Annotated in this window: 8 protein-coding genes; 2 read left to right on the top strand and 6 right to left on the bottom strand. The window is 50.7% G+C overall.

The window, feature by feature from the left end; translation table 11 throughout:
• Nucleotides 1–198: 198 nt before the first annotated feature.
• The 3 genes from AC0QH1_RS24080 to AC0QH1_RS24070 all read right to left on the bottom strand — a co-directional run bounded on the left by AC0QH1_RS24080 (nt 199) and on the right by AC0QH1_RS24070 (nt 5,084).
• Nucleotides 199–702, bottom strand: coding sequence for a PIN domain-containing protein (locus AC0QH1_RS24080; RefSeq protein ID WP_324633930.1), 504 nt, complete (start codon nt 700–702; stop codon nt 199–201).
• Nucleotides 699–995, bottom strand: coding sequence for a hypothetical protein (locus AC0QH1_RS24075; RefSeq protein ID WP_324633929.1), 297 nt, complete (start codon nt 993–995; stop codon nt 699–701). Before AC0QH1_RS24075 ends, AC0QH1_RS24080 begins: the two co-directional genes overlap by 4 nt.
• Nucleotides 996–1,100: 105 nt before the next feature.
• Entirely contained in the window at nt 1,101–5,084 is a 3,984-nt protein-coding gene (locus tag AC0QH1_RS24070; protein ID WP_324633928.1) for a magnesium chelatase subunit H, read from the bottom strand.
• Between the two features lie 793 nt (nt 5,085–5,877).
• On the opposite strand from AC0QH1_RS24070, the gene AC0QH1_RS24065 reads away from it, so the two are divergent.
• Nucleotides 5,878–7,485: a hypothetical protein gene (locus AC0QH1_RS24065; RefSeq protein WP_324633927.1), complete on the top strand. Its 1,608-nt coding sequence runs from the start codon at nt 5,878–5,880 to the stop codon at nt 7,483–7,485.
• A 210-nt stretch (nt 7,486–7,695) separates the two neighbouring features.
• On the opposite strand, the gene AC0QH1_RS24060 is transcribed toward AC0QH1_RS24065, so the two are convergent.
• From AC0QH1_RS24060 to AC0QH1_RS24050, 3 genes are all read right to left on the bottom strand, one after another.
• On the bottom strand, nt 7,696–9,528 hold the full coding sequence (locus AC0QH1_RS24060; RefSeq protein ID WP_324633926.1) for a hypothetical protein: 1,833 nt from the start codon (nt 9,526–9,528) through the stop codon (nt 7,696–7,698).
• Between the two features lie 201 nt (nt 9,529–9,729).
• Nucleotides 9,730–10,701, bottom strand: a complete 972-nt coding sequence (locus AC0QH1_RS24055) for a glycosyltransferase family 2 protein (protein ID WP_324633924.1) — start codon at nt 10,699–10,701, stop codon at nt 9,730–9,732.
• 69 nt (nt 10,702–10,770) lie between these two features.
• Nucleotides 10,771–11,256: an ankyrin repeat domain-containing protein gene (locus AC0QH1_RS24050; protein ID WP_324633923.1), complete on the bottom strand. Its 486-nt coding sequence runs from the start codon at nt 11,254–11,256 to the stop codon at nt 10,771–10,773.
• Nucleotides 11,257–11,552: 296 nt separating this feature from the next.
• On the opposite strand from AC0QH1_RS24050, the gene AC0QH1_RS24045 reads away from it, so the two are divergent.
• Nucleotides 11,553–12,833, top strand: coding sequence for a glycosyltransferase family protein (locus AC0QH1_RS24045; protein WP_324633922.1), 1,281 nt, complete (start codon nt 11,553–11,555; stop codon nt 12,831–12,833).
• The last annotated feature ends 124 nt before the right edge of the window (nt 12,834–12,957 follow it).

The following is a 12,957-nucleotide window of genomic DNA, read 5'->3' as shown; positions in this document are numbered from 1 at the left end:
GGTTAGTTTAACCACGGGGTTGAGGTTGAAGGTAATGGCAGTCATATTCAGTGGCTCTCCGATTAAAATGGGGTGGGGGTAATCAAAGCGGGGGATTACAATCGTGCCCGATCGAGCCTATCGCATAGCCATGCCCGGAACGGGCTATAGGAGGCCGACGCGGAGTAATCCTGGTTTGCTATTATTGTTCCGGACGCGCTATTCTTTCCATCCATAAACGCGAATGTGGTTAAAATTAATTGTAGCAATTCCGATGTTACCCAGATAACTGGCTAATCTCAAATCGTCTGTGAGAACTAGGTATGTATTTCGGGCGACTTCGATAATTCCGCAATCGGTCAAGCCAAATGTAGTAAACTTATCTGCCCTGCCAATCGTTGAACTTTCAATATAAAATTCATCCAGGTTCGTCATTCCTGCAGCCAATATCTGCAAGCATTGAGAGCGTTCTGGTTCGCGAATTTGATTGACGAGGCTATTGACTTCTGTTAAAATATTAGGGGAAGTAACGATTTTATCAAAATACTCTAGAATCTTGAGGAGAATTTCATAATCTTCTGGAATAAATTGTTCGGTTCGGTTAAATTTGGAAATGCGATTTTTATTGACGGTTCCTACACACCATAGCAGTAAAATATTTGTATCGATTAAAACTCCCTGCCGTTTGTAGCTTTCAAACAATTGGGTAATATAATTGCTCATACCTGTCTGATTTTCATGGATTCCACCTCTCCGGTTTCGGCATTAATTTTAAAAACCCGATAATTCCTCTCCTCTCGGTTGGGCATCATTTCAGAAAGCAACGTATTTTGAGAGGCGGGTTTGAGTACATCAAATCCTAATGTAATGAACCAAAACTTTTTATCCTCGGATAGTTCGACTTCTTCGAGCCTGACATCCTCGATTTGGCCGCCGACATTTGGACTTCTCATCAAATCTTGCAGGGAACCAAAATAGTTTTGAGCGGCAAGGACTGCCTTTCGCACGTCAATCATGGGAAACGCTCTGGGTTAGGTGTTCGGGGGAGGGGGTAGAGACGCGATCGCTCGCGTCTCTACAAGTTGGGCGTTCCCCCCTGGGGGGAACGAGGGAAATTAGGCTTATTCTATTCCCTCAATGCGGTCTTCTACGTCTTGATACAACTGGCGCAGGCGGTCTAAGTTTTCCTCGCTGGTTTCCCAGTAACCGCGACCGTTGGCTTCCAGCAGACTGGTGACCATTTTGCGGAAGGAGTGGGGATTGAGGTTCATCAGGCGTTGCTGCATGGCCTCATCCTTGATAAAGGTTTCGTTGGTGTCTTCATAGACCCAGTTGTCCACCGCGCCGGCGGTAGCGGACCATCCGATAGTATTGACCAGACGCTTGGAGAGTTCGCGCACACCTTCGTACCCGTGAGAGAGCATTCCCTCATACCACTTGGGATTGAGCATTTTCGTGCGGGCATCCAAGCGGACGGTTTCGGAGAGGGTGCGGACTTGGGCGTTAGCGGTGGTGGTGTCGGCGATATAGGAGGAAGGAGTTTTGCCGTCCTCGCGCAGACTGGCGATAGTTTTGGTCGGGTCGGAGTCGAAATAGTGCGAGACATCCGTGAGACTGATTTCGGAGGAATCGAGATTCTGGAATGTGGCATCTGCGGTTTTCAGGGCCGACTCGAACACGGTGCGGTCTTGTTCCATCATGCCGGGGTTATCGGAATTAAACGCAAAGGACTTGCGCTTGAGATACATTTCCTGCAACTCGGACTCACTTTCCCAGGTGCTATTTTCCACGGCTAAGTTGACGTTTGCCGCATAGGAACCGGAGGCATTGGAAAAGACGCGGGTGGCGGCTTGGCGGAGGTTAATGCCCATGTCTTCTGCCTGTTTCATGGCGTGTTTGCGGACGAAGTTCATTTCCAAGGGTTCGTCAGCTTCGGCGGCCATTTTCACCGCTTTATCTAACAAGTTCATTTGGTTGACGAACAAGTCGCGGAAGACGCCGGAACAGTTAATCACCACGTCGATGCGCGGGCGTCCCAATTCCTCTAAGGGAATCAATTCTAACTTGTTGACGCGACCGAGGGCATCGGGGACGGGTTTGACGCCGACCATCCACATGATTTGGGCGAGGGATTCGCCGTAGGTTTTGATGTTGTCAGTGCCCCAGAGGACGCAGGCGATGGTTTCGGGCCATTGTCCGCCATTTTCCATGCGCTGGCGATCGAGCAGTCGGTCTACCACCACTTTGGCGGCTTTGACGGCGGCGGCGGTGGGGATGGCTTGGGGGTCGAGGGCGTGAATGTTTTTGCCGGTGGGCAACACATCCGGGTTGCGGATGGGGTCGCCGCCGGGTCCGGGGAGGACGTATTCGCCTTCGAGGGCGCGGAGTAAGGCACCGAGTTCGTTATCGGCGCAGACTTGCTGCAAGCAGAATTCGAGATACTCGAATAAGGGCTTGAGGGCTTCGGTGTCTACGTTGGGATAGCCGGCATCGTGCAGGGAGGCAACCCAGGGGGCTTTTTTGCCCATGTTGAAGAAGTTGAGTTTGGAGACTTTGGAAACCCGCCCTTCGGCATCGGTTTGTTCTTGGACTAAGGCAGCAACGGCGGCGCGAGTGGCTTCTACGATGTCTTGCTGCTGTTGCACGTCTTCGAGGATGCCTTTGTCGTTGTTGGCATAGATCTCGTCGATGTTGCGTCCGATGCTGTTGGCGATGATGCGCGGGAGGGAGAGGATTTCTTCTTCTTCGCGATCGAGGGAGGCGATGTTGACTAGGGTGGCGATCGCCTCTTCTGCTGTGGGCGGTTTGCCAATCACGTGCAGTCCGCAGGGCAACAACCGCGACTCGATTTCCATCAGTCGGCGATATACTTGGCCGACCACGGTATCCCGCTCTTCGGCACTGAGTTCTGCTGCATCTTTCTCGGGCAGGTCGATATCTTTATCTAAATTGACCTGACGGGATTTTTCGATAATCGTATTCACGATCGCAATCCCGCGCCCGCCGTCTTTCAGGCTTTGATACGACCCGACTAACTCGTTGAGTTCGTTCAACCCTTTGTATAATCCCGCATTCTCTGCCGGCGGGGTGAGATAGCTGATGGTTTCGGCATAAGAGCGCCGCTTGGCAATGGTCGCCTCGGAGGGATTGTTGGCCGCGTAATAGTACAGGTTGGGAATCTTGCCGATCAAGCTGTCGGGATAGCATTCCCCGGACATCCCCATTTGCTTCCCGGGCATAAATTCCAACGACCCGTGGGTGCCGAAGTGCAGCACGGCATCGGCTCCCCAAATCCGCTCTAAATAGGTATAGTAGGCGGCAAATCCGTGATGCGGACTGGCAGAACGGGAGAACAGCAAGCGCATTGGGTCGCCTTCATACCCGAAGGTGGGCTGCACGCCGATAAACAGATTGCCGAATTGTTTCCCGTACACGAGCAGGTTTTGCCCGTCGCTGTTGAGATTCCCCGGCGGCGGTCCCCAGTTTTCGTGCAGTCGTTCGGAGTAGGGGGTGAGTTTTTCGTATTCTTCCACGGACATGCGATAGGCAATGTTCAGTTCGGGACTGGCATATTGCGCTTGCGCGTCGTGGATGACTTCCTCCATCAGCTTTTCGGGGGACTCGGGCAAGTCGGAAATATCGTAGCCGTTGCCTTTGAGGGCTTTAACTACTTCGTAGATGCTGCCGAATACATCTAAATAGGCAGCGGTCCCCACGTTTCCTTTGTCGGGGGGGAAGCTAAAAATGGTAATGGCGATTTTTTTATCCAGTTTTGGCTTGCGGCGCAGACTGGCCCATTTGATGGCACGTTGAGCAACGGCTTCGATGCGGTCTTGCAGGGCGATCGCTTTCCCGGTTGCGCCATCGCGCCCGGATAAGATAATCGGCTCGATCGCGCCGTCGAGTTCGGGAATGGCAATCTGCAGTGCTACTTGGATCGGGTGCAGTCCCAAGTCGCTGTCTTCCCATTCTTCGGTGGTTTGAAACACCAAGGGAAGAGCCACCATATAGGGCCGATTTAACCGCTTCAAGGAGTCGATCGCTTTCGGATGGTCTTGGCGTGCCGGCCCGCCGACTAAGGCAAATCCGGTGAGGGACACTACGGTATCCACTAAGGGCAGGGGTTCGACTCCTTTGGCTCCCACTTCCCAGAAGTAGGCATCCACTGGTTTGGAGAAGTCCAATCCGCCAGCAAATACGGGAATGGGCCGCGCGCCTAGGGCTTCGAGTTCTTGCACCATCGCTACGTAGTGGGCGTCGTCGCCGGTGACGAGGTGGGTGCGCTGCAGCACTAACCCGACGCAGGGGGCGAGAGGGTCTTTCAGGTCGTCGGAAATATCGGAGCGGCTATTATACCAGCTCAGGTACTCTTTGATATCCTCGAACATTTTCGGGGCCAGGGGATGCCAGATTCCCATGTCGGGATACACCACTGGATCTTGGAATTGGAACTGGCGATCGCCTTTGAATACGTATTTTTCCGCCAGCATCAGCAGGAAGTTTTCTAGGTTTTCCGCTGACCCTCCAAGCCAGTATTGGAAACTGAGCATGAAGTTACGCGCATCCTGCGCTTTGTCCATCGGCAGGTATTTTAGGACTTTCGGCAGGGTTTGCAGCAGCTTGAGCATTCCGTCTTGGAATGAACTGCCGGATTTTTCTTTGCGCTTACGCATGAATTGGGCGATCGCGCTCTTGGATTGACCCAGTTGCGCCATCGAAAAACTCCCCATTTTGTTCAGGCGCATGACTTCTGGCATGGAGGGGAAAACCACCGCCACATCCAGGCGATCGCGGTGCGGTTGTACCGCCGCAACTACTTTCTCGGCTAGCTCTTCGATGAAAATCAGGGAGGCAATGAAAACGTTGGCAGTGGCAATGTCGCGCTTCAATGCTTCGTAGTTCTCCTCGTCTCGCAGTTCCTCGATCAAATACCCACTAATTTCAATGGCTAAGTCTGGGTTGTTTTGATTGATCGAGCGAACTGCCGCCGATAGAGAACTCTGGTATTGGGCTTCTAATACGACATACACCACCTTCAGCACCGATCGCCCCTTCGGATCTTCTGGGGTGATGTGGCGGATGGTGGGCTTCACGTTCGTGAACATGCAGTTGTTCTCCTTTATAGATGCGCGTCCAGCAATTAGGCACTCAACCCTAGGGACTACGAGCTAGGGGATGAGCGATCGATTGGCAACCATACTTGTGGTTTTACCAAAAAATGGCAATCTCTGGGCGTTTTTCGCCCTAATCTGAAACAAATTTATAAGAAAATCCCCCTTTTTATTTACATTTTTTAACAATTTATAAAAGTATTCACTCATTTTTTGCTTTACATAATTTAATATTATGAATCTGTCACTTGTCCCGTTTTGGTGTATGAGACCCGTTTGTAAAATGTTGCTGACTTGAAATAGGCGGCGATCGCTGCACCCACTTTCCCTACATCCACCTCGCCAGCGATCGGTCTTTATGTATCTAGTTGTCAATTGGCAATAAACAAAGCGGGCGATTGAAATCGCGCCTGGGCTTTTCTTCGTCCGCCTACGCAGATTCATCTCACACCCCCCAACTCGTTCCCAGGCTCCAGCCTGGGAACGGCTTTCCCGAGGCTCCGCCTCCTGGAAAGTGCGGACCCCCCTTGTATCGTTTCATTGTACCTCACACCCCCCAACTCGTTCCCAGGCTCCAGCCTGGGAACGGCTTTCCCGAGGCTCCGCCTCCTGGAAAGTGCGAAACACTCCCCCTTTTATTATGTTTAATGTTTTGCCATAACTCACATTTTACTCCCAAAAAAATTCCTATTATCTCCCTGGGGAAATGGAAATAAATCAATATAAAAAGCAAAAAAAATAGCCAGTATTAGCCTATAATAAAAAAAGAACAATTTTGGAGTAAACCATGAGCTTTGCTATTTTTGACGAAACCTTTTACCTGAACAGTTACCCCGACGTGCAGAATGCAGTAAATGCGGGTTTAGTACCTTCCGGTTTCAATCATTTTCAAGCATTGGGACTGTCAGAGGGACGAGTGCTAGGGTCGCCATTTTATAACGAAGCGGCATATTTAAGTAACAATCCCGATGTAGCGGCGGCGGTAAGTTCCGGGGCGATCGCATCCGGGTTGCAGCACTTCATTTTCTTTGGCGAACAAGAAGGGCGAGTGAGCATTTCCCCAGAGTGGAACGAAGGCACCTATTTAGCCCTTAACCCCGATGTAGCTTCCGCTGTCAATTCTGGCGTATTTGCCTCGGGTTTGCAACACTTTCTCGCCTTTGGAGAAGCGGAGAATCGCCCCGGAGCTCCTTCTGGCGGCGGCGGGGGTGGGGGAACTCCCGCCACTCCTGCAGGATTCAGCGAACAAGCGTATTTAGCCTTGTATCCAGATATCAGGGCGGCGGTAGCCGAAGGGGTACTCAGTTCCGGTTTAACCCATTATGAAAGATTTGGGCAATTTGAACCCACGCGATCGGGTTTCTTCTTCGGAACTGCGGGAAATGACGTGATTAATGCCTTCGGCGAATCCACTGGAATTATCGGTATTGGATTCGATAACATTACCCCCTTGGGGTTGGGTTCCATTGATGGAGTTCCGAGAAGTTTGGGGGTGGGAGAAGTGGATACCTTAATCGGCGGTTCGGGAGAAGATTTGTTTTCCCTGGGATTGGGAATTACTCCTTTAAATCCAACGGCGCAAAAGCTCTATGTGGGCAATCGAACCAATGATTTTGCTCAGATTAATAATTTTGACGTTAACGAAGATTTGATTTTGCTGGCGGGGAACCGCAGCGAATATACCTTTGAAGTCGGAAATGGCAATTTTATCATTTCCACAAATACCGGGGATTTAATCGCGGTAGTGCAGGGGGTAACGGATTTGCAAGTCACCGATATTTTTAATGATGGCACATTTCTGCTCAGTGGAGGAAATGGGACGAGTTTTGCGTTTAATGAATCGATTTATTTGGCGGTGAATACCGATGTTGCTGCAGCAGTAAACGCGGGCAATGTGAGTTCAGGATTCGCTCACTATCAGCAATTCGGACAATTTGAAGGGCGCGTGGGGGTGTTTAGCGGAACCAGTGGAAACGATGTGGTGTCCGGGTTTGGGCAAAATACCACGATTGTGGGGGTGGATTTAGCGGCGATCGCCGGTACCGATGGCACAGACGTGCGACCCCTCAGTTTGGGAAACAATGAAATCGATACCTTAATCGGAGATAGCGGAACCGATACCTTTATACTCGCCACCGGCAGAAGTCCGGCAAATGATACGGCGCAACCTTTGTACCTCGGTGGCGACAATGCAGATTTTGCGATAATCGAGAACTTCGATGCGGGGCGCGATCGCATTCAGCTTGCCGGTACTCTCGCCGATTATACATTGCAAGTCAGCGATGGAAGTTTGAGTATCCTGCAAAATCCCGGCGATTTGGTGGCGATCGTGCCTGGGGTGACGACTCTGCAGGCGATCGAGACTTTGGATAATGGCACGTTTCTCCTCGGGTAAGTTGAGCATTGAGAATCGTGCAAGTTCTTCAGACAGGGGATACAAAACCTTGCACAAGATTTGCTGAAGACAAGAAACCGGGTTGGGCGCATCTAATTCCTCGTTCATTGGGAAAGATTTGCGGCAAGATTCCCGGTTTCTAACCGCATGGGTAGGTTATATTTAGTGAAATGCTTTAGTAGGCATCTGTGACGGAATTGCAACAATTCTTTACAATTGGCCGGTGCCATTGAGGAGATAGGCGTTTCCAGTCAGGGCGTCAAATGCCCACGCCTGGATAGTTAGGGGTCCGGGAGGGAGGGCGCTAGCCGAAAAATCGGTTTGCCAACCCAACCATCCTTGTTCCCTTAGTTGTCGATGTCGATCGAGATCTTGGCGTTGTACCCTCACGTCGGCGATCGCAAATGCAAGCGATCGCTGCTTCTCATCTTTATACGTCAAAATCACTGCATCCGCCGATTCTTTTCGTTCCGGTAACATTGCCCAGCCGGAAGCGCGATATACCCCTTTATCTACCGATTCCACATTATCCAACCATCCATAATCCCCCCCAGCGGGAAGCGAGGCGGCAATTTTGCCGATATCCTTGCTTTTCACTAACCCTACATCCAAAAATCCCAGTTCGTCGAGTCGAGTGATAATGCGATCGAGTTTTGCTTTCACTCTCTCTTGTTTCGCCGGGGAAAAGCTCTCCAGGGGAACCGGAAACACTTGCTGGAATAAGCACTTGGGATTATCGATCGCCTCGCTTAACAGCAAACAAGCTTTTGCTTGCAGGCGATCGCGCCGCATCACACTCATCTGTTCGATCGCATAAAGCGACGTGAGCAAATGCAACCCCATCAGTGCAGTTACCGCAGAAGCAACCACCCGGGTGGTAAATAATTTCCGGGGAAAAAACGCGCCGTTTCGGTTAAAATGAGTGCAGACAATCGGCATTAAATGAACCAGAGACACTAGCAAATAAACCGAGAAAGTGGTATATCGAGAAGCTAAAGCACCATCGATGCCAAATCCCACCCGCCCCACGGAAGCGATCGCCCCACTCATGGCGCTATACGCAGCAATTGCCAACCAACCCTTAGCGCGATCGAGCAACGCCATATCGCGACAAATTACCAGATAACCACACACACCAATTAACATTACCAAAATTGCCAATCCTACCCCCGTTGCTACTATTATACTGTGAGTGGGATTAACTTGTGCCAGCGGCGTACCTAGAAACACCAGAAAAAAATGAACCGTTTTCCCGGGATGTTGGATGGCATAGGAAAAAGTCGGGTGATGGTCTGGTTTGACATACCGATAAAAATACACTCCTACATTTGCCGCAAAAAATGCCAACCATCCCAGGATTAACCCTTTTTTCTGGATAATTTCCCGGGGAGATTGGGCAAATGCCAACACTGGTAGCACCACAATCCACAACAGCATTCCATTCGCAAATGAAAAGGTGCTGATGGTGCAAAGCGCGGTAGAAATTGCGAATTTAGCAACCTGACTGAGTTGGGAATGCGCCACTGCAATGCAAGCACTCAAACAAGCAATGGGAAGGAAAACCACCACTTGAATTCCCCACAACCAATTTTCGTATTGAATGGGCGCAAAAATTAGCAAATTAGCGATAAATGTCAGAAAAAGTGCTTGGGGTAAAGAACCACCTACGGTAATTCGATTTAAGCGATAGAGAGTGGCGGAAATCACAACAGCTAATAACAGACTGACAGCCATTTCGACGCGCACATCCCAGCGCGTCAGATAGGCGATCGCCAGAAATATCAGTCGGGGAAAAAACTTGCGACTCTCATTATGTTGGGCAATTAAATCCGTAAATGATAAGGTACTTTTAGAAAACTTATCGATAATTACCCCCGCATTAAACCATTGGTCTGCAAAGGGGACATTGATACTATACTGGGCAATGAGAATGGCGACAATCACGGCGGGCAAAATAGCGCAAATCAAACCGGCGATCGCTTTTCCCTGACCCAATATTTTTTGCATCCTTGCCGATTGGAGTTTATCGATTTTATCAATCATTATTTAAGACAATAAAATAGTTACTTTGAATCTGTTCTAATAGAGTTTAGCAGTAATTTTTCCCACCAATTGTGGCGAGGCATTAGCTGCACAGAGACATGACCAGCATGTGTTAAAAACGAGCAAAAATGAGTCCGCGTAGGCCGAATTCGCTTGCCCAGGCGCGATTGCAATCCCCCGCCTTTTATTGGCTTTTTTTGATTACTCGCCAACTTCCAGTTTTTCCAGGCAATTCGCATCATGGTGAAAGCCAATCTGTTGTTTGACAATATAGTAAGGACGTTGTTTGACTTCATCATAAATCCGCCCGATGTATTCGCCGATAATCCCCAAAAAAATAAGCTGCACGCCTCCCATAAAGAAAGTCGTAGTCAAGCCAAACGCCCAGGATAGAAACTCGCGACCCAATACTAATTTATAGTATAATCCCACAATTCCGATCGCAAACGAAGAAGTGGCGCAGGCAAATCCGAGAAACGTTGCCAATCGCAGGGGAATGGTAGAAAAGGCAAAAATGCTATCCAACGCTAGCTCAAACAACTTCAACAGCGTCATCCGGGGTTTACCGCGATAGCGATAGCCCCGTTCTACAATTACCCCCACTTGCTTAAATCCCGCATAAGCGCGCAACCCGCTGATATATTTATGGCGTTCCGGCATTTGGCGAAGTGCGAGAACCACCTTGCGGTCCATCAGAGAAAAAATCCCCGCATCCAAGGGAACGAAAATTCCCGATAAAATGCCGTGTATGCGATAGAAACTTTTAAACGCCAGACGTTTGAGCCACATTTCCTTGCGTTTTTTGCGAATCGCATACACCACATCATATCCTTGTTTCCAGGCACTCACAAACTGGAAAATCGCTTCGGGCGGGTCTTGCAAATCTCCGTCCATGAGAATCACCGCTTGTCCCTCGGCGCGATCGATACCCGCCGACAAGGCACATTGATGGCCAAAATTTCTGGAAAGGGCGATAACTTTCACGTGAGGAGACTGGCGCGCGATCGCCGTCAGCAGGGTTAGGGAGGCATCCACACTGCCATCATCCACAAAAATGACTTCTGTATAACCCCCCAGTGCCTCTATAACTGGGGTCAGACGCTGCCAGAGTTCCGGTATAATCGATTCTTCGTTGAAAATCGGGATAACAATGGAATAGTTTATTTGGCTCACTACGCTGCTCAATTTGTATGCACCACAATTCGATTAAAATTACCAAAGAGTCGGGGGCGATCGCACCCTTTACCCGGGCGATCGCGCATCTCGGGCTTTTTTGAGAATCTCCTTTACCGCTTCATGCCCTTCTTGAGATGCCCATACAAAGGCGGTCCATTTATTATCGTCTTTTGCTTTAATATCCGCCCCACTCTCCAGCAAGGTTTCCACCACCTCCGCATGACCCTTACTCGCCGCCGCCATCAACGGCGTTAAACCAAAGTTAGTTTTGGCATTCACATCCGCCCCCGCCGCGATCAGTTGTTGCACGATCGCCCGATTTCCGATCGCCGCCCCACTCATCAACGCGGTCCATCCATCCTTATCTGCCCGATTGACATCCGCGCCGGCATCCAGTAACAGTTGCACCAGATCCGGATTGCCCGTTTCCGCCGCCACACTCAGCGCCATTAACCCCTCCGAATCCTCGCGATCGAGATCCGCACCGGCAGCGATCGCACCTTGCACGCGAGACGGATCGCCGATTTTCAGTGCATCGATTAACTCTGTCATACCCCCTGAACTCCCTATCTACTGTTGACTCGATTGGTTCTCGATTCAAGCTTAAGATTGTACGTCATTTAAAATACAACAATCCAGTGCCTTAAAGTGATTGAGCGCGGATAATTTTCCACCCCCCATCCGATAGCGGAGTCTTCATTTCCCGGTGGGAGTCCACAGTGGCACTGGATTCCTTGGATTCCCATCCCAAATCGACCCAGTTTATCCCAGAGGACTGATAAAGGCTATAATTTCCCACAGACCCGCGATCGCCCTCCCACCTTTGGTCCTCAAATTCAATCTCGAGAATGCAACCGATCGATATTTTAATTTTGTCCAATGCTCCTGGCGAGTTAGCGACTTGGGTGCGCCCGGTAGTGCGTGCCTTGCGTCGAGACTTGCGCGATCGCCAATTGTATCGCATCTCCCTGGTGTTGTCCCCTTGTCCCCATGCAACGGGCAAAGAAGCAGCGATCGCCCGTTCTTATCCCGAAATTGACCGCGTGCAAGACCCCGAGCATTTTTGGAATTTTCTCCTGTGGGGTAAAACGGCACAAAATTGGCATTGGCACAAAAACGGCGTGGTTGTCTTCCTCGGCGGCGACCAATTTTTTACCGTCATTTTAGGCAAGCGATTGGGATATCGCACCCTAGTTTATGCCGAATGGGAGGCCCGTTGGCAATCTTGGATCGATCGCTTTGCACTGATGAATTCGGCGGTAAAAATCCATCGCGGTGCCATCGGCGATGGCAAGTTTACCGTCGTCGGAGATTTAATCGCCGATGTTGCCTTAGAATTGTCCGAAAAACGGGAAAATCAGGCGGAAAAAGGCGCTTCTACCGGGCCGTTAATCGGTCTTTTACCCGGTTCCAAACCCGCGAAACTCGCTCAAGGGGTTCCTTTGTGCTTGGCGATCGCCGAAAGCATCCAAAACCTGCGACCTGATACCCGCTTCGCCATCCCCGTCGCCCCCACCTTAGACTTACAAACCCTGGCCCGTTTCGCCAACAAACAGCACAATCCCCTGATTGCGGTGATGGGAGGTATCGACGCTCAATTGACACAGGTAGAAGACTCCCTGCCAGTTTTGCAGACCCCCAGCGGGTTGCAAGTCCAACTGTGGACGCGATCGCCGGCCTACGATCGCCTTTCCCGCTGTTCCCTCTGTCTCACCACCGTCGGGGCCAATACCGCTGAACTCGGTTCCCTCGCCATTCCCGCGATCGTTTTGCTCCCCACACAGCAGTTAGACGCCATGCGCGCTTGGGATGGTTTGCCCGGGATTTTAGCCAATCTACCCCTCGTCGGGTCCGTATTGGCAAAAGGGATTAACGCTTTGGTCTTGCGACAGGGTAAACTGTTTGCATGGCCGAATATTTGGGCCGGCGAGCAAATCGTTCCCGAGTTGGTGGGCCATTTGCAACCGAACCGGGTGGCGCAGGTGGTGCTCGAATATTTAGCGCATCCCGAGAGATTAGCGCAAATGCGCGATCGCCTGCGCGCCGTGCGAGGACAACCGGGCGCATCGGACAAACTCGCTCAACTCCTCTGCGAGGAAGTACGGATCGCACAACAGCAGCAGCACTGAGCGCCTCCGGGAGTTTGCCCAGAAATCCTCCCCCCAATCCCCCGCATTGGGTTGCCAAAAATTGCGCGGCGGGGTTATAATGGAGGGGAGGGGTAAAAATCCCGAATTTTGACCCCGAATTCCG

The sequence above is a fragment of the Phormidium sp. CCY1219 genome (assembly GCF_055795085.1).
The sequence above is the reverse complement of the archived record's forward strand: the minus strand, read 5'-3'. Positions and strand labels throughout refer to the sequence as shown.

Bases quoted from the DNA above. Each gene is read 5' to 3' on its own strand.
- AC0QH1_RS24075 (WP_324633929.1), bottom strand. From the start codon at position 995: ATGATTGACGTGCGAAAGGCAGTCCTTGCCGCTCAAAACTATTTTGGT.
- AC0QH1_RS24060 (WP_324633926.1), bottom strand. From the start codon at position 9,528: ATGATTGATAAAATCGATAAACTCCAATCGGCAAGGATGCAAAAAATA.
- AC0QH1_RS24045 (WP_324633922.1), top strand. From the start codon at position 11,553: ATGCAACCGATCGATATTTTAATTTTGTCCAATGCTCCTGGCGAGTTA.
- AC0QH1_RS24070 (WP_324633928.1), bottom strand. From the start codon at position 5,084: ATGTTCACGAACGTGAAGCCCACCATCCGCCACATCACCCCAGAAGAT.
- AC0QH1_RS24065 (WP_324633927.1), top strand. From the start codon at position 5,878: ATGAGCTTTGCTATTTTTGACGAAACCTTTTACCTGAACAGTTACCCC.
- AC0QH1_RS24080 (WP_324633930.1), bottom strand. From the start codon at position 702: ATGAGCAATTATATTACCCAATTGTTTGAAAGCTACAAACGGCAGGGA.
- AC0QH1_RS24050 (WP_324633923.1), bottom strand. From the start codon at position 11,256: ATGACAGAGTTAATCGATGCACTGAAAATCGGCGATCCGTCTCGCGTG.